This is a genomic window from Winogradskyella helgolandensis (assembly GCF_013404085.1).
GTDB lineage: Bacteria > Bacteroidota > Bacteroidia > Flavobacteriales > Flavobacteriaceae > Winogradskyella > Winogradskyella helgolandensis.
The window spans coordinates 1,118,862-1,135,972 of the sequence record NZ_JABFHO010000001.1; the positions used below are offsets into that span (position 1 = coordinate 1,118,862).

15 protein-coding genes are annotated in these 17,111 nt (G+C 35.1%); 8 read left to right on the plus strand and 7 right to left on the minus strand.

Features of this window, described 5'->3' with window-relative positions; genetic code table 11:
* Nucleotides 1-17: 17 nt before the first annotated feature.
* The 3 genes from HM992_RS04600 to HM992_RS04610 form a co-directional block, all read right to left on the minus strand.
* The gene (locus HM992_RS04600) at nucleotides 18-656 is read right to left on the minus strand and encodes a hypothetical protein (protein ID WP_178986181.1); all 639 of its coding nucleotides are present in this window, start codon (nucleotides 654-656) and stop codon (nucleotides 18-20) included.
* Between the two features lie 700 nt (nucleotides 657-1,356).
* Nucleotides 1,357-1,665 (minus strand): GIY-YIG nuclease family protein, encoded by a 309-nt coding sequence (locus tag HM992_RS04605; RefSeq protein WP_179318880.1) that lies wholly within the window; start codon nucleotides 1,663-1,665, stop codon nucleotides 1,357-1,359.
* A gap of 871 nt (nucleotides 1,666-2,536) precedes the next feature.
* The gene (locus HM992_RS04610) at nucleotides 2,537-4,369 is read right to left on the minus strand and encodes a TonB-dependent receptor plug domain-containing protein (RefSeq protein WP_179318881.1); all 1,833 of its coding nucleotides are present in this window, start codon (nucleotides 4,367-4,369) and stop codon (nucleotides 2,537-2,539) included.
* 98 nt (nucleotides 4,370-4,467) lie between these two features.
* Between HM992_RS04610 and HM992_RS04615 the strand changes: the two genes are divergently transcribed.
* Nucleotides 4,468-5,964 carry an aminotransferase-like domain-containing protein gene (locus tag HM992_RS04615; protein ID WP_179318882.1) on the plus strand — a complete coding sequence of 499 codons (1,497 nt, stop codon included), beginning with the start codon at nucleotides 4,468-4,470 and terminating at the stop codon, nucleotides 5,962-5,964.
* On the opposite strand, the gene HM992_RS04620 is transcribed toward HM992_RS04615, so the two are convergent.
* Nucleotides 5,954-6,370: a putative signal transducing protein gene (locus HM992_RS04620; protein ID WP_179318883.1), complete on the minus strand. Its 417-nt coding sequence runs from the start codon at nucleotides 6,368-6,370 to the stop codon at nucleotides 5,954-5,956. The two genes, HM992_RS04615 and HM992_RS04620, sit on opposite strands and share 11 nt — an antisense overlap.
* Nucleotides 6,371-6,438: 68 nt before the next feature.
* Complete coding sequence (locus HM992_RS04625) at nucleotides 6,439-6,987, minus strand: hypothetical protein (protein ID WP_179318884.1); 549 nt, start codon at nucleotides 6,985-6,987, stop codon at nucleotides 6,439-6,441.
* Nucleotides 6,988-7,212: 225 nt separating this feature from the next.
* On the opposite strand from HM992_RS04625, the gene HM992_RS04630 reads away from it, so the two are divergent.
* From HM992_RS04630 to HM992_RS04660, 7 genes are read left to right on the plus strand one after another with little or no spacing between them, the layout of a single operon-like run.
* Nucleotides 7,213-7,722: a hypothetical protein gene (locus HM992_RS04630; RefSeq protein ID WP_179318885.1), complete on the plus strand. Its 510-nt coding sequence runs from the start codon at nucleotides 7,213-7,215 to the stop codon at nucleotides 7,720-7,722.
* On the plus strand, nucleotides 7,719-8,990 hold the full coding sequence (locus HM992_RS04635; RefSeq protein ID WP_179318886.1) for a metallophosphoesterase: 1,272 nt from the start codon (nucleotides 7,719-7,721) through the stop codon (nucleotides 8,988-8,990). Before HM992_RS04630 ends, HM992_RS04635 begins: the two co-directional genes overlap by 4 nt.
* A 34-nt stretch (nucleotides 8,991-9,024) precedes the next feature.
* A complete protein-coding gene (locus tag HM992_RS04640) occupies nucleotides 9,025-9,567 on the plus strand; it encodes a DUF2975 domain-containing protein (RefSeq protein ID WP_179318887.1) in 543 nt (180 codons plus the stop codon).
* Nucleotides 9,568-9,569: 2 nt separating this feature from the next.
* Entirely contained in the window at nucleotides 9,570-10,157 is a 588-nt protein-coding gene (locus tag HM992_RS04645) for a DUF2975 domain-containing protein (protein ID WP_179318888.1), read from the plus strand.
* A 2-nt stretch (nucleotides 10,158-10,159) separates the two neighbouring features.
* On the plus strand, nucleotides 10,160-10,366 hold the full coding sequence (locus HM992_RS04650) for a helix-turn-helix domain-containing protein (RefSeq protein ID WP_178986171.1): 207 nt from the start codon (nucleotides 10,160-10,162) through the stop codon (nucleotides 10,364-10,366).
* A 24-nt stretch (nucleotides 10,367-10,390) separates the two neighbouring features.
* Nucleotides 10,391-10,828: an ankyrin repeat domain-containing protein gene (locus HM992_RS04655; protein ID WP_178986170.1), complete on the plus strand. Its 438-nt coding sequence runs from the start codon at nucleotides 10,391-10,393 to the stop codon at nucleotides 10,826-10,828.
* Between the two features lie 27 nt (nucleotides 10,829-10,855).
* Nucleotides 10,856-12,652, plus strand: a complete 1,797-nt coding sequence (locus HM992_RS04660) for a M61 family metallopeptidase (protein WP_179318889.1) — start codon at nucleotides 10,856-10,858, stop codon at nucleotides 12,650-12,652.
* A gap of 2 nt (nucleotides 12,653-12,654) precedes the next feature.
* Here the strand turns inward: HM992_RS04660 and dinB are convergent, their stop codons facing one another.
* Together dinB and HM992_RS04670 are read right to left on the minus strand one after the other, a co-directional pair.
* Nucleotides 12,655-13,872, minus strand: coding sequence for a DNA polymerase IV (dinB, locus tag HM992_RS04665; RefSeq protein ID WP_178986168.1), 1,218 nt, complete (start codon nucleotides 13,870-13,872; stop codon nucleotides 12,655-12,657).
* A gap of 46 nt (nucleotides 13,873-13,918) precedes the next feature.
* Nucleotides 13,919-16,942 carry a DNA polymerase III subunit alpha gene (locus tag HM992_RS04670; protein ID WP_179318890.1) on the minus strand — a complete coding sequence of 1,008 codons (3,024 nt, stop codon included), beginning with the start codon at nucleotides 16,940-16,942 and terminating at the stop codon, nucleotides 13,919-13,921.
* Nucleotides 16,943-17,111 lie beyond the last annotated feature (169 nt).

The following is a 17,111-nucleotide window of genomic DNA, read 5'->3' on the forward strand; positions in this document are numbered from 1 at the left end:
ATTAGTATTTGTTTGAATTAATTTTCGATAAATCGGTCTTTCCCCTGAGGCAGTTCTTCATTATTACCTCTGGAAGCTTCAATGGGTTTGCGCGTTTGGTCAACGATGAGAATGCCGTTAGAAGTCACATCAACAACTTTTATGATTGTGCCTGTTTTTAAGGTTGTTAATGAATCGGTAAGTGCATCTAATTCTCTCATAGAACCTTGAACACTAACGGTTACTTTTCCCATTTTAGAACGGTCAGAACCAATAGGTAAATAGACTTCACCAACAGCATCGAGCGCATTTTTATAATTTAAGGTGCCACTATCGGAAAGTTTACTAATGAAGTAGAATAGTGCCGCCATAATAGCCATCATTAACAATCCACAAATCACTGAAATGATTATGGTTAATGGTGTTGAAAGTCCGGCGTCTATACAAGCAATACCACTCCAGCCAAAAATAGTAAAGAAGCCAACGAGATTTTTAAAGGATATGAATTGAAATCCTGCTCCATCAGCATCAATATCTGAGTCTAGGTCTCCAATATCATCCGCATCTCCGCCTACAAAAGCCAAAACCATAACGATGGAAAAAATGAGCGAACCTATAATAGCAACTAACCAATACATTTTGGATAGAAATTCTAAATTTGAAAACCATTCTGCCATAAGATGCCGTTTAAATTTGAGTTAATAAAGATACGACCATTGTAAGACTATACAATCTTATTTTGAAAGTAAATTGGTCTCATCAATACCATCTTTAAAGACTTTTAAAATCTTTAGTTTTTAATGACCTTAGGTTTGAACATAAACGATTCAAAGGTTGGAATGTCAATTGTATGTTGATGGTTTTTGAAGTACGGTCGTTTTTATACTTTTGGAGCCTCAAAATAGGGTTGAGTTTGGACCACTTTCAATATATAAGTAGTCATTGAAGGAATTTTGTTACAAGGAATTTGGGAAATATTTTTTTGTGGGTTAGAAATGTGGGGATGGTGGGTGTTGTCATTCCTGCGTAGGCAGGAATCTGTTTGGTGTTATTAATGTTGATTTAGTTCTAAAAAGAATTAGAGGATTTGAGAAATATAGTAATTGTTTTAAAGGTGTAGTGTTGTTGTGGATTCCTGCCTGCGCAGGAATGACAGAGTGTGTTGTTGTTTGTTGTGGGTTATCTGGATTTATCTAGAGATTTGTCTGCTTTCGCAGGGATGAGAGTATTTTGTGGATTGGTTTAATGATGAAGTTTTGTTGTGGGTTCCTGCTTGCGCAGGAAAGACAAAGTTCGTTGTTATTTGTAATGGCTTAGCTTGGATGTACTTGAAGGTTTGTCTGCTTTGGCAAGAATGACAAAGTGTGTTGTTATTTGTTATTGAAAATAAGTCCAGTCTTTGGATAAATCTTTCCAATTAGGATTCTCTTCTTCAATAAGATCTATCTTCCATTGACGTTTCCATTTTTTCATGTTCTTTTCTCTTTTAATGGCGTCATTGATATACTGATAGGTTTCAAAATATATTAGTCGATCCAGTCCATATTTTTTTGTAAATCCATCGACTAACTTGTTTTTATGTTCAAACATTCTGCGCTCTAAATCGTTAGTAACACCAATGTATAAGGTACCGTTATACTTGTTAGATAGTATGTAGAGATAATATTGATGTATGTTCTTGTACATTCTTGTAATTGGTATATCATCGTTTCCTGATTTTATAGGAATGATGAGGTGTAATTATTTAAAATATGTTGTGGAATGTTTTTAAAGTTATGAATTTTAGTGCATTAGTTTTTAATAAATAAGTGTTTTTTGTGTTCTGTCATTCCTGCGTAGGCAGGAATCTGTTTGGTGTTATTAATGTTGATTTGATTAAGTATTATGAAGAATTAAGTGTGTTGAGCACATAGTAATTGTTTTAAGGGTAATGTGCTGTAGTGGGTTCCTGCTTGCGCAGGAAAGACAAAGTTCGTTGTTATTTGTAACGGCTTAGCTTGGATGTAGTTGAAGGTTTTTCTGCTTTGGCTGGGATGATAGAGCGTGTTGCATTTAGATTATACTATTCATTGTTTTTAGTCTTCTGTCATTCCTGCGTAGGCAGGAATCTACTTTGTATAGTTGATGTTTGTTTGATTAAATATTTTGAAGAATTGAGAGGGTTGAACACCGAGTAATTGTTTTAAAGGTATTGTGCTGTTGTGGATTCCTGCCTACGCAGGAATGACAAAGCGTGTTGTTTTTTATTGTGGCTTCAGTTGTGTGTATTTGAAGGTTTGCCTGCTTTCGCAGGGATGAGAGTATTTTGTGGATTGGTTTAATGATGAAGTTTGTGGGTTCCTGCTTTGGTTGGAATGACAAAGCGTGTTGAATTTAGATTATAGTATCAATTGTTTTTAGTGGGTGCTGTAATTCCTGCGTAGGCAGGAATCTACTTAGTGTTATTAATGTTGGTTTGATTAAGTATTATGAAGAATTGAGTGGGTTGAACACGGAGTAATTCTTTTAAAGGTGTCTTGTTGTTGTGGATTCCTGCCTGCGCAGGAATGACAAATTATTAAAAGAATTTGTAACGCATACCAAATAATACGTTGCTTGGTGGCATTGGAGTAAAGCCTGATTCTATATAGTCGGCATTAAAAATGTTGTTTGCGGTTATGGACAATTCAACTTGTTTTAGTTGGAACATAATTGAGGCATCCCAAACGTTATAGGTTTGTCCTGTGGTGCGTTCGGCATATTTGTAAATGATGCTTTGGCTCACGTTTTTGAGTAGTTGTGTGCTTAATCTGGTGGTGTAATGATGTTTTAAGGTATTTAAGGCATAACGTGATAGTTCTTCGTTTTGCTCTAAAATATCATCGTCTAAATAGGCATATCCAAACGCTAGGGTTTGGTTGAAGCTGTTTATTTCAAAATTATAGGCCACGTCAACTTCTAGTCCTTTAGTATTGACTTCTGCAATGTTGGTGGCTGTAAAGATTTCTTCAACCGTGTTTGGTCTAACGTAATCTATTAAGTTTTTAGCATCGCGATTAAAAACGGATAGGCTTGCTCTAAATTTTTGGTTGTTGAATTTAATCCCGATTTCTTGCGCAAAGGCTTCTTCGGGTTCTAAATCGGCGTTCCCATTGGTTCTTGGGTCTGTGTAATATAAATCGGTGTAGGTTGGTATTCTGTATGTGAATCCAATATTTCCATAAGCTTTTAGGTTGTTGGTGATATCGAAGCCTACATCTAATCCTGGGAATCCGTTAAATTTAAAGTCCGAAAAATAGGTGACGGCAACACCAGGTGTAATGTCTAATCGGTTATCTATAAACTGAAAACGATGCTCTAAAAATACAGTGGTCATAAAACGGTTACGATTCCCTAAGTTGTTACTTTTCAAATAGGTTTTAGAGAGGTCTATTCCAAATCCGGTGATTCCTAATTTAGACGTGTAGGAGGCATTGGCTTCGGCACCAATTTTATTAGACAGGTGGAAGTTTCTGAAAAATTCAGGTTCAAAACGTTTTAGAAGGAACATATCTTGGTTGCGTTTCCAATAGATACGCGGTTGAATTTTTAATTTTTCAGATTGAAACTTTGTGGTGAAGGCGATTAAACTGTTTTGGGTTTCTTCATATTCGTTATAAGCTTGATTGGTGGTGTAAAAATTTTCGGCACCAAACTTACGTTCAGAAAATGTAGCAATCATTTCGATGGGTTGGTCTTTTTTATTGAAGACACTTTTTAGAAAGTAATTAGAATTATCATAATCTGAATTATTGCGATAGCCTTCAGAGGTCATTTTGCCCACATGAAGGATGTGTGTTGAGTTTTTTAATTCATTACCAACAGTTACAGAACCATTAAGTTGACCAAAGGAACCGGTTTCAAGATTTGCAGAAACGGTATCGTCTAAACTCGATTTTGTTACAATATTAATCGCACCTGTAAAGGCGTTTTGACCAAAAACACGTGCAGCAGGTCCTTTTATGACTTCTATGCGTTGAATAACTTCTAAAGGAAGCGCAGCATTTAAGGTATGGTGACCAGTTTGTGCATCGTCCATTTTGATACCATCGATTAATAAGAGGGTTTGATCGAAACCACCGCCTCTGATGAATAAATCGGCTTGACTGCCGCCCGTACCACGACGTCTAATATCGACTCCTGCGATTTGCTGTAACACATCTGAAATGGTCACAGCCGCACTACTTTTAATATCTGCTGAAGTGATTATGTTTATGGTTCTAGAATTTTCTTTGAAGGGTAGGTCGATACGTGTTGAGGTAATAATCACCTCTTTTAAAGAATCTGTTTTAATGATGGGCTCTGCTTCTTGTGCGTTGATTTGACAAGTGGCCATTAAACTGCATATAATGAGGGCGACTATAGTTTTCATTTATTTAGGTTTTGTAAACTTTGTTATTGTGATGTCTAATGTAAACACTACAAAAGTCGTAACTTTCCGGACGATTAAAGTAGTCCAGTTTTAAAACAATGAATAGTCCGGTTAGTCAAATTCTAAAACAGCTTATCACATTCGATAAAACTATTGTGCAACCTGTGTATGTTCAAGTTGCGCAACAAATCGTCAATGCCATACAACGTGGTTATTTAGACAAAGGTAGTAAGTTACCTGGAACTCGCGTTTTTAGTCAGTTGTTGGGCATTCATCGTAACACGGCTGTAGCGATTTATGAAGAATTAGCATTACAAGGTTGGGTAGATATTATAGCCAATAAAGGCACTTTTGTTTTAGTACCAGAAGCATCAACGGCAAAAATTAAGGCCACAACACAGCATCTACATCAAGCGTATGCGTATCCAGAAGTTGCAGGTTTTCCATTTGAAAAATCATTTCATTTGGCATCAACAACACAAGAGACCACCGCTAAATATTATATTAATGATGGAAAACCCGATTTGCGTTTACATCCTGTGCACCAATTTTCGAGATGGTATAGTGCAGCTATGAAACGAAAGCCATTAATTACTAAATGGAATAGAACGTCTGCTTTAATACCATCGGTTTTTAGTACGCAACTTTGTAATTATTTAAACGCCACACGAGGCTTTCATATAAAGCCCACTAATTTAATAAACACGCGTAGCACAGAAATGAGTTTATTCATTGTTTCTCAGTTATTAATCAAACAAAATGATTTGGTGTTAGTAGGGCAGTTGAGTAATTACGCTGCCAACATGATTTTTCAGGAAGCAGGCGCGACTATTAGAACGATTCCTGTAGATGATGAAGGTTTGGATGTGGATTATATAAAAACGCATTTTGTAAAGAAAAGCATTCGATGTGTGTATATCTGTGCGCATAGAGATTATCCGACAACGGTGACGTTGAGCGCTAAACGCCGTTTACAATTGTTGGAACTCGCCAAGACTTACGGGTTTGCTATTATAGAAGACGATTATGATTATGATTTTCAATTTGAAGGTTCGGCCATGTTACCTATGGCAAGTGCTGATGCTGGAGGTATGGTTATTTATCTCGGTAAGTTAGGGCAATCGTTATTTCCTAGTTTTCATACTGGGTTTGTGGTGGCTCCCGGAAATTTTATTTCTGAAGCTAAAAATTACTTGCAGCTATTAGATCAGCAAGGAGATTTAATACAAGAACAAATGCTTGCCGAACTCATTTCTGAAGGGGAAATTTATAGATTGAAGAAAAAAAATATTGTGACTTATAAGCAACGTCTCGATAGTTTGTGTCTGTATTTGAATGCGTATTTTGAAGGTATTGTCACTTGGGAAAAACCTTTGGGTGGTTTAGCGTTATGGTTACGGTTTATAGATAATATTTCGTTAGTTAAATTAGCTGAAGAAGCTGAGAAGCTCGATTTGTTTCTGCCAAAAACTATTTTATATCAAGATAAAACCACTTGTGCTATTCGTTTTGGTTTTGGCCATTTAAATGAAGCCGAACTCGAAATCGTGATTAAAAAGCTGAAACGTGCTTATAATAAAGTGACTAATTTTTGATCGGAAATTCAGTCTTGCAATCTTCACATTTATATTGGTAGCGTGTGCTAAACGGTAAGGTAAAGAATAGGAGGCCAATTAGAAACGACATCAAGGATTTTAAATTAGTAATGGTGGTGTACATTTCAATGTGTTCCCCTTTACAATTGGGACACACAATAGGGTTGCCTTCATCATCTACAGAATAAGCTTTAATAGATTGTAAAATGGCTCGTGCTTGTTCTTCGTCCTTGGCAAGTACTTTTAGTTTTACACCTCCAATAGCTTGACTCACTAAAGGATCTGTATCAATGGTGAGATTATCTCTTAGAAAGACTTCGATACCATCGGATTCTAAGCGTCCTTTAGCAATTTGTGCTTCTGTAGAATAGGGAAATCGGGCTATGGTAACGAAGGTGTCTTGCATGTGGTAAAGGTACTATATTCTTGTAGAGCGCTGATAGTTTTTTAAAACCTGATAGGTCTAAAGAGAAGTTATTCAATGTTGCCAGATGCCATCTTAGCTTTCCATTCGTCTTTATCGATCCATTTAAAGTCGTTAGGCACTGTAGCATCTAGCAAATCGATGTTGAGTTGTTCTGAAAGTTCGTAACCGATGAGAAAGGCTTCTTTATAATTGTCTTCTTCGTACAATTCAAAATGCTTGTTGTTATCGTACCACAGATTGACTTCAAATATATAATCACCACCGACAATGGGTTGATGGAACACGGAAACATATTGGTAGTTTTTAATGGTTTGCCATGAACCCAATTTTACAGGGCCAACTTCTATGGTTGGTCTAAATCTGGAATTAGGAATGTCTATATGGATGCGTTTTTTGGAACAAAAACTGGCACCAATACCTGTGAAATAAATAACACCTTCAAAATCTAATAACCGTATGCCTAGCGGTTGGTTGGTTGTTGCCCATAGAAAAACTTTATAACCCATAATTCCGAAAGCCATGGTAAAGAATAGGGCAGCAATGGGTATTTGCCAAATAGGTCTTGCGCTTTCTGAAATGATGATGTTGGGTTTCATGTGTTTATATGCATTGTTTTTTATCGGTCACATGGTACATCCATTTTATCATTCCCTTGGATATCAAAAGCTAGTTATGGATGTTTCATATTCATGTTTCAAATATATGAAAAAGACCTGCTAGGTTTTTAAAACCTGCTAGGTCTACTATTGAAATCATCTTTTTAGTAATAAATTATCGTTTATCAATAATTTTTATATATTTGTTATCGTAAAACGATAATTATGAATTCTGCAAAAACACTTTATGCAATACTAAATGTTATTATTTTCCTTATTCTAATGAGCATTGGTATAGGGATTTTCATATTAGCAATGATTCTCTTTGGCATGAAACAAGATTTTATAGGTATAAGTGAAGAGTTAAAAAGTTTTAAAATAGAGACGATGCTTTATGTTTTTACTTTTTTAATGCTAGGAATTTATGCTGTTTTTGTTATTGCACTTTGGAAATTAAGAAAGGCGACAAAATTGTTATTAGAAAAAGATTTTTATAATACTGAACTTACAAATGGCATGTTCAATTCGGGAAAACTTATGGTTTTGTCGTCAGTTTCTTTATGGTTTATAGATGGGATTAGCAATATGTTTTTTAAAATAAATGTTATAATAGGTTTAAGTGAAAAAACATTGGTCTATCTATTAATAATTGCCATGGGATTGTTTTTAATGCTAATGAGTACTGTACTAAGAGATACTAAGGTTATAAAAGAAGAAAACGATTTAACGATATGAAAAATAAGAAACGAAGGTTTTTTAAAATTATAAAGTGGATCGTCATCTGTATCTGTGGGTATTGGTTCTTATCGACTTTGGTTTTAGGTCATACAGATCTCGATTCAAAAACAGGCATTCAAAGTTTTGGATGGTCTGGTCTCGATGCTTTGTTTTCTAATCAAGAATTTGGTTTTTTTAAAAACGAACCATACAAGACCAATTTAAAAGGGGCTGATGGTCCTTATGTTTTTTCGGATACTAAGTTTTGGGTTAACAATGATAATATTATGTTGAAAGAAAATTTCAAAAGAAGCGATCCAATAGATGTTTCCGTAAATAACGACGACAAAGACAAATTTGAAATCACATTAAAAAACATAAATCATCAAGAGCCAGAATTCTATGACTCACCTACAAAGCTCATTGCCATCTCAGATATTGAAGGTAATTATAATGCATTATATAGTTTTTTAGTAAATAATAAAGTAATTGATAAGGATTACAATTGGATTTTTGGTAATGGTCATTTGGTTTTAAATGGAGATTTCTTTGATAGAGGAACAAATGTCACTCAAGTTTTATGGCTTATTTATTCATTAGAAGAAAAGGCAGAAGACCAAGACGGTAAAGTTCATTTTATAAATGGAAACCACGAAATAATGAATTTATATGGTGATATTTCTTATGCTGATTTTAAATATGTTGAAGCCGCTAAACAAATAAGTAACACCACACATTGGGAAGCTTCTGCCCAATTCCTTTATTCCGAAAAATCCGAATTAGGAAAATGGCTTAGGACCAAAAATGTTGTAGAGAAGATTGGGGACTATATTTTTGTTCATGGAGGCTTAAATAAATCACTTGTTGATGCCAATTTTGATATTCATGAAATCAACGCAATAGCAAAGGCATATTATGGTAGAAAATTTCAAGAACATAGTGATAACTCACGAGAAAAGTTAATAGTAAAATCTCAAAGTGGCCCTTATTGGGATAGAAGTTTAGCGATGAATCTAATGTATAAAACCGTATTTTTTTTGAATGGTGCTTCAGCGAAAAAAACTTCAGAATCCGAGTTAGATGAGGTTTTGGAATATTACAATGCAAAAAAAATAGTTATTGGTCATTCTGTTGTGGACGATGTTACTTCAGATTACAACGGAAAAGTAATTAAAATAGACGTTAAACACGGTACGGAAAAAAACAGTAAAAATACACAAGGACTTTTAATAGAACGTGGAGTTGAATATAAAATAGATGCTTTAGGAACAAGAGAAAAGTTGTAAGAATTCAATCAAAAAACGAATTAATAATTTAATTATGAAAAAAATAATATTCATTTTATCCAAAGGGCTTTTCTATGTATTTGCTGTATTCTTTGTGTTCATTTTTATATTTTCAATATTAGCATTTGTAGAATATCAGTTGGGTTGGGATATTCTTTTTGTAGAAATAACAGAGCGAATAAGTGATACTTATGCTGCGATAAACTTTCCTTTTTTAGATATGCATGTGGGCTTTATATTTACCTTAACTGTTGTTTTTGCCATGTGGATTGGTATTTTATTTTATGTCATCTATTTCTATACGTTAAAGGAATTTTTCAAAGTATTTATTGAAGCTCAAGTTTTTAATGCAAAATCTCTAAAACGTTTAAGAATCTTTTTTTACATCAACCTTATTCCCTTGGTTTATGCTGTAGTGTTAACTATTTATCAGGTTTTACAAAATGGAAAATTTAAGTTTGAAGAAGATCAAGGCATTGCTATGTTCCATTTATTTATAGTCTTCTTGGTGTATTTATATATGGATATTATTAAGAAAGGAAATGAAATTCAAGAAGAAAACGATTTAACGATATAATTATGACTAAAAACACACTTTTAAATACCGCGATTTGGGTGACGAGGCTATTGAAAATCACATTGATCATTGCTACCATAGGTATTACGAGCTTATTTATATATGCTCAAATTGATAAAGATACTTTTGCAGATCAAGAGATTGTATTAAAGGTTAATCCAGGTATTATAGGTTTTTCAACAATTGGTTCATCGGTTTGGAAGTATGATACGAAGGATACTAATTATGATTTAATACCATATACTTTTGGAAAAGTAAAAACTGTATCCTTGTATATCAATTATTTTAAAGTCATTTTTATTGCGTTGTTAATATTTCTTATACTTAGGGCTTTCGAGACCATTATGTTATCTGTTAAAACATTACATACCTTTAGTAGTCGTAATGCAAAGCTGTTTAGGAAGATTGGGGTCTATATAATTGTGATTACAATTCTTATAAGTTATACGGTATTTCGATTTGAAAGTGGAGACCAAACAGTATTGCAAATATCATTAACTCCCATAGTTTATACACTTTTGGCATTTATAATGGCAGAGATTTTTAAAGAAGGTGAGAATCTGAGAGCTGAAAACGATTTAACCATATAACCATGCCCATAATAGTCAACTTAGACATCATATTAGCCCAACGTGGCATGAAGAGTAACGAGCTTGCTGAAATCGTAGGGATCACAACCGCCAACCTTTCTATTTTAAAAACAGGAAAGGCTAAGGCTATTCGGTTTTCAACTTTGGAAGCTATTTGTAAAGCTTTGGACTGTCAGCCTAGCGATATTTTAGAGTATGTAGAAGACTAACAGTAATCTAAAAAATAATTTATTATGAAACATTTATTTTTCATTTTTTTACTAGCGGTAACATCATTAAGCTTAGCGCAATCAATTCCTAATGATATTAAGAACGCATTAAAATCTGATGACGCGACTGCATTTTCAAAATTAGTAACAGTAGAGAATATTAAGGTGTGTTATGAAGCAGGTAATTCTAATTACTCTTTATTGGCGCTTAGTATTAAGCTTAAGGCTGAGAAATGTTTTGAGACATTATTGTCTAAAAAAGCAGATTTAGAGCAAGCGTGTTCTAGTAAAACTCCATTGATGTACGCTGTTAAATATGGCCATTTAGAGATGGTAAAAGCTTTAGTGAAAGCAGGAGCAGATTATAAAGCAGAGAATAACAGTGGACGTACGGCAACAGATTATGCAAAAAAGTATGAACAAAAAGAAATCTATGATTATTTAAAGGAGCTTAAAAAATAGTACCTTGGGTTTTTAAAATTATTATAGATGCGAAGCCTAATTTTATTACTGTCATTTTTATGTTTAGTGAATTGTAAAGATGATACAACTTCTGAAACAGAATCAACAACTACAGGAAGTTCAAGTTATACCATTTCATTTGAAAATGCAATGCATCATGAAGCTGAAATCACGGCTACGTTCAAAGGTTTAAAATCAGGAGAAGCCACATTTAGAATGTCGAGAAGTTCACCAGGACGCTATGCTATTCACGAATTTGCTAAGAATGTTTACAATGTAAAGGTGACAGATGGGAAGGGTAATGTTTTAGAAACGACACGTCCAGATCCGTATTCTTGGAACGTCAACAATCACGATGGCACTATAATAGTCAATTATACCTTATACGCTAACCATGGTGATGGCACGTATGCGCAAATAGACGAAACGCATGCGCATCTTAATATGCCAGCGACCTTTATGTATGCTCCGCGTTTGGAGAATGACTCCTTCAATATTGAATTTAAACCACGCGAAGATTTAGGCTGGAAAGTGGCGACACAGTTAAAACACTTAAAAGATAATAGCTATTCCGCTGATAACTTACAGTATTTTATGGATAGTCCAACTGAGATCAGTGACCATATGGTCCGTTCATTTGAGGTGGATGGTCAAAAAATCAATTTTGCTTTACATCATAATGGCACCGTCGAAGAATTTGATGATTATTTTGAAAAGGTTAAAAAAACAATCTTACAACAGAAAGCAGTTTTTGGCGAATTACCAACTTTCGATTACGGCGAATACACGTTTTTAGGTTGTTATATTCCTAATGCTACAGGTGATGGTATGGAACACCGGAATTCTACCATCGTCACCAGCACACGAAGTTTAGCTGATGGAGCCGATCGAAATATAGGAACAGTATCTCATGAGTTTTTCCATTGCTGGAATGTAGAACGGATACGACCAGAAAGTTTAGAGCCTTTTAATTTTGAAGAAGCTAATATGAGTGGTGAGCTTTGGTTTGCAGAAGGCTTTACCAGTTATTATGATGATTTAACCTTAACCAGAGCTGGACTTATAGCACAGGAAGATTATATAAAAGGGCTGACAGGAACGTTTAATTACGTTTGGAATTCTCCAGGACGACAGTTTTTTAATCCTATTGAGATGAGCTACCAAGCTCCGTTTGTAGATGCCGCACGTTCGGTGGATGATATCAATCGCGATAATACGTTTATCTCTTATTATTCTTATGGAAGTATGTTAGGTCTGGCTTTAGATTTATCACTTAGGGCAGAAAACTTGAATCTAGACGATTATATGACATTGGTTTGGAGCGCCTACGGAAAAACGGAAACCTATTATACCATTGCGGATTTACAGCAAACCTTAAACGACTATGCTGGTGCTGAATTTGGTGACGATTTTTTCAATAATTACATCTATAAAAGCGGCATGCCCGATTTTGAAACCTTATTTAAAACGGTTGGTGTTCAGTTACAACAAAACACAGAACAGCCTGCTTTTGGATTGCGTTTAAAGAATCAAGTGATTACAAGTAATACAATGGTCGGTTCTGGCGCTTATGCCGCAGGACTCGAAAAAGGAGATAAATTACTTAAAATTGATGGTGTTGCACTCAATGAAACATCAGACATAAATAAAATTTTAGGCACTGTAAAACCGAATCAAACCGTTGATGTAGTTTTTGAGCGCTTCGGAAAGCAACGCACTGTAAAACTCACTTTAGATGCTGATACGTCTTATGCTATTTCAAGTTTAGATGATTTATCTGAAGGAGAGAAAGCTAATCGTGAGGCTTGGTTGGGTGCGAAGTAAAATTATTGACGTCGATTAGCCAATAAAGGAGGAGGTTCTCCATTAAAAGGATTAAAACGGCTAATGGTTTTAGCTTCTAATCCTGCAGCACTCATAACGACTCTATCTCCATAACGTTCGCGCATTTTGTCCATAGCATTGCTGAGGTTAAGGTGTTTTTCATTGTCTTCAAACAGGTTTACTTGATGGCCACCTTCTACCAAATGACTAAATTTTACACCAATTAACCGTACTAAAAGTCTACGATGGTATAGTTTTTTAAACAAATCTAAGACCACAGGAATAAGCATATGGTCCATAGCACTATATGGAATGCGTTGTTGTTGTGTGTAGGTCTGAAAATCTGAATACCGAATTTTAAAGGTGACGCAAGCCGTTAATTTATGACCACGACGGAGTTGGTAAGCTAAGTTTTCTGCCATAGCAACAATCATCCCTTTTAATTTGGCAACATCTGTGGTATCTTGATTAAACGTACGTTCTGTAGAAATGGATTTACGCTCTTGGTATTGCACTACTGGCGAATTGTCTATGCCATTGGCTTTTTTCCAAATAACAAGGCCATTTTTGCCCAATACTTTATGCATGAGTTCCATGGGCATTTCTTGTATGGTATGAATGCGTTTGACGCCCAAATCACACAAGGCTTTGTAAGTGACATTGCCAACCATTGGAATCTTTTTAACCGACAGTGGTGCTAGAAATGGTTTTTCATCACCAGAGAGAATACGAATCTCGTTATTAGGTTTGGCTTCTCCGGTGGCAATTTTAGACACCGTTTTGTTAAGTGATAAGCCAAAGGAAATAGGTAAACCTGTTTCTCTAATAATTTTCTGACGTAATTCTGAAGCCAGTTTATGACAACCAAAAAATTTATCCATTCCGGTGAGGTCCATATAAAATTCATCGATTGATGTTTTTTCATAAAGCGGCACACTTTCTTTAATCACATCGGTAACGTCATTTGAAAATTTAGTGTAAATCCCAGAGTTGCCTCTAAGCACAATGGCTTCTGGGCACAATTGTTTGGCCATACGCATTGGCATGGCAGAATGCACACCAAAGGTGCGCGCTTCGTAACTGCAAGATGCTACAACGCCTCTGTCGCTTGTGCCACCAATGAGAATCGGTTTTCCATTGAGACTACTATCCATGTGTCTTTCACAGGACACAAAAAAGGTGTCGAGATCCATGTGTACGATGCTGCGGTTTTTGTTCATGCTTGATTTGGGATAATTCGCGGCACGGACAAGTCGCGACTTGTCCCTACTGAGCGATGGCTCTTTTGTGCTCTTGAAAACTTTTTTTATTCTGAAATGTTGGATTCAAAGATTTTATTGAATAACGCGGATCTTCAATAATTGCCAAGCGTTCCATTTTTGAAACTTCAATCGTAACACAATCAAACTCTACCATGACTTTGCCTATGATGCTATAAATCCCTTTTCCTCTAAATGGATATTTGGCTACAGTAGGAGGGAAATGAACCGTGTCTAAAAAATCACCATCACGATCTAAGAACGTTCCAAAATGCATTATTTTACCGTTCGATGTTTTGGTATTTTTGGTGGTAATCAAGTAGCCTTCAATGCTAATGAGTTTGTTTTCTAGCTGTGTTAAGTGTTTAGCGCGTAACTTACTAATCGAATGGTTTTCTAGTAAATAAAATGGATTACAAATGGGAAATCCTAATAATTCAATTGAATCGAAAGCATTTTCTAAGTCTGTACTTGGTAATTCTGGTGTATTATAGTTAATCCGTTGGGTTTTAAATAGTGTTATCACCTCGTCTTGTACTACCGTTTTACTAATTTTTAAATGGGCTTCCCAAAGCAATTCGCGTTTATTAATATGTGTAAACCGAAAGGCATTGATTTTAATTAAAATAGAAACCTGTTCAATGGAAATTGGCACACGTTCTATAAAATCATCTAGCGATTGAAAGTGGCCATTTTTTTTGCGTTCATTTAGTATACGATTGATGGTTTTAGATTCTAAAGATTGTAAAAACATAAAGCCTAAATAAATGGTTTTCTCTTTTATAATCGCTTGATGAAAGGAGTGATTAATACAAGGAGCTTCAATGATGCCGTTGTGCATTCTGGCTTCGTGCACATAGAGTTCTGTGTTGTAAAATCCCCCAAAATTATTAATAGTTGCGGTCATGTATTCTAAAGGGTAGTAAGCTTTTAAAAATAAGCTTTGATAGCTTTCAACAGCATAAGAAGCTGAATGCCCTTTAGCAAAGGCATAGCCTGCAAAACTTTCAATTTGTCGCCAAATATCGGTCACTAAAGCTTCGGGTTTACCATCGTTTATACAATTGTCAAAGAATTTTTGTTTCACTTTATCAAACTCGTCTCGCGATCTAAATTTTCCAGACATACCACGACGCAACATATCCGATTCGCCTAAATCTAAACCACCAAAAAGGTGTGCGACTTTAATGACATCTTCTTGATAGACCATAATACCGTAGGTTTCGGGCATGATTTTCTGCAAAATAGGATGGGCTTCTTTTCGTTTTTCGGGATAACGATAACGCAAAATATATTCGCGCATCATGCCACTTTTAGCCACACCAGGTCTAATGATAGAACTTGCCGCGACTAAGCCCAAATAATTATCGACTTGTAACTTTTTTAAGAGCATGCGCATGGCTGGTGATTCTACGTAAAAACAGCCAATCGCTTTGGCATGTCGTAGTAAATCCTTTATCCGTTCGTCTTTTTTAAACCCTTTTATATCATGAATATCAATAGGCGGTTGATCGCTGTAATTTTCGTCAATAATTTCTACCGCTTCTTTTATTTTTCCTAAGCCACGTTGACTCAGAATATCGAATTTATATAAGCCAATATCTTCAGCAACCACCATATCGAATTGTGTGGTGGCAAACCCTTTTGGAGGCATAAATGTGGCACAATAGCAATGAATGGGTTGTTCTGAAATTAAAATACCACCAGCATGAATCCCTAAATAATTGGGAAAACCTTGAATGTACTGAGCATATTTAATAACCAATTGCGAGAGTTTATCGAGTTGATTAATGTTATATTTTCCTCGGGTTAATTTGTCCATTTCAGCTTTTGGTAAGCCAAAAACTTTCCCTAATTCACGTACCGAAGCTTTAAATTTAAAGGTGTTATAAACCGCAATAAGCGCTGTATGTTTAAAGGTTTTGAAAATATAATTGGTGATATCATCTCTGTCTCGCCAAGAAAAATCGAGATCAAAATCTGGTGGATTCTGACGGAAGAGATTAATAAAACGTTCAAAATACAAATCGAGCTCAATAGGATCTACATCTGTAATTCGCAATAAATAGGCAATAATACTATTGGCACCACTGCCACGACCAACGTAGTAATAGTCGTTGCTTCGCGCGTATTCTAAGATTTTCCAGTTGATAAGAAAATAAGACACAAAGTTTTGTTGTTTTATAATGCTAAGTTCCTTTTCAATGCGGTCATACACTTTTTGTTCTACGTCAGTGCCATAACGATACGGAATGCCATCGTAAGTCAATTGTTTTAAGAGTTTATAATCTGAAGTTTCATTTTCAGTGAGGCATTTTTGATTTTTGGGTGTGGTATTTTCAAAATCAAACGTTGTGGTACAATCCTCTAAAAGCTTCTCAGTATTACTGATAAGCTTGGGGAATTCTGAGTAGGTTTCGCACAGGTCGTTATAAGGAAGCATTCTGTCGTGTTCGTTGCCTTCTTCAGACTTTGGAAGTTTGCTTAACAAGGTGTTATTTGCAATAGCACGTAATAAACGGTGTGTGTTAAATCCTTTTTTATTTTGAAAGGACACTGTTTTTAACACCACGAGCTTATGTTTGAATTGATTCCATTTTGAAAATTTAAGTCGATTAAGGTCTTGAGGTGTAATGCCTAAAAACTCATTAGGTTTTAATTCGAAATCTATGTCGTTTTGATATGGATAAATCACGAAACAATCGTCTAAATTTTCATTTGGTCGTTCGGGAATTTGCAAATCATGATTATGCAGAAATTTAGACAGATACGCATTGATGTTTTGAAAGCCTTTATTGTTTTTAGCAATAAGAATAAATTGCTGCTGCGCACCATTTCTAAAATCGACTCCTAGCACTGGTTTTATTTTATATTTTTTTGATAAACGCATCACATCTAAACATGCGGATGTACTATTAATGTCTGTTAATGCAAGGGTTTGAACACCGTTTTCGGATGCAATAGCAAGGAGTTGTTCTGGTTTTATGGTTCCATAACGAAGGCTGTAATACGTGTGACAATTTAAATACATAATAAAAAAGCTAGACTGTAAAATTAGCTACTATATGTAGTTTGTATTGCTTATATTTGTAGTAATGTTTAAAAAAAGTAAAATAGTGAATAGTGAGGATGGAAGAGAATATGAGTTGTAAGGGCTTGTGCTGTTAGTATGACACTTTTAAAAAAATAATTAATAAAAA

Excerpts from the sequence above, each read along its gene's own strand:
- HM992_RS04605 (WP_179318880.1), bottom strand. The coding sequence starts at position 1,665 with ATGTACAAGAACATACATCAATATTATCTCTACATACTATCTAACAAG.
- HM992_RS04670 (WP_179318890.1), bottom strand. The coding sequence starts at position 16,942 with ATGTATTTAAATTGTCACACGTATTACAGCCTTCGTTATGGAACCATA.
- HM992_RS04655 (WP_178986170.1), top strand. The coding sequence starts at position 10,391 with ATGAAACATTTATTTTTCATTTTTTTACTAGCGGTAACATCATTAAGC.
- HM992_RS04610 (WP_179318881.1), bottom strand. The coding sequence starts at position 4,369 with ATGAAAACTATAGTCGCCCTCATTATATGCAGTTTAATGGCCACTTGT.
- HM992_RS04640 (WP_179318887.1), top strand. The coding sequence starts at position 9,025 with ATGAAAAAAATAATATTCATTTTATCCAAAGGGCTTTTCTATGTATTT.
- HM992_RS04650 (WP_178986171.1), top strand. The coding sequence starts at position 10,160 with ATGCCCATAATAGTCAACTTAGACATCATATTAGCCCAACGTGGCATG.
- HM992_RS04630 (WP_179318885.1), top strand. The coding sequence starts at position 7,213 with ATGAATTCTGCAAAAACACTTTATGCAATACTAAATGTTATTATTTTC.
- HM992_RS04645 (WP_179318888.1), top strand. The coding sequence starts at position 9,570 with ATGACTAAAAACACACTTTTAAATACCGCGATTTGGGTGACGAGGCTA.
- HM992_RS04620 (WP_179318883.1), bottom strand. The coding sequence starts at position 6,370 with ATGCAAGACACCTTCGTTACCATAGCCCGATTTCCCTATTCTACAGAA.
- HM992_RS04615 (WP_179318882.1), top strand. The coding sequence starts at position 4,468 with ATGAATAGTCCGGTTAGTCAAATTCTAAAACAGCTTATCACATTCGAT.
- HM992_RS04600 (WP_178986181.1), bottom strand. The coding sequence starts at position 656 with ATGGCAGAATGGTTTTCAAATTTAGAATTTCTATCCAAAATGTATTGG.
- HM992_RS04660 (WP_179318889.1), top strand. The coding sequence starts at position 10,856 with ATGCGAAGCCTAATTTTATTACTGTCATTTTTATGTTTAGTGAATTGT.
- HM992_RS04635 (WP_179318886.1), top strand. The coding sequence starts at position 7,719 with ATGAAAAATAAGAAACGAAGGTTTTTTAAAATTATAAAGTGGATCGTC.
- dinB (WP_178986168.1), bottom strand. The coding sequence starts at position 13,872 with ATGAACAAAAACCGCAGCATCGTACACATGGATCTCGACACCTTTTTT.
- HM992_RS04625 (WP_179318884.1), bottom strand. The coding sequence starts at position 6,987 with ATGAAACCCAACATCATCATTTCAGAAAGCGCAAGACCTATTTGGCAA.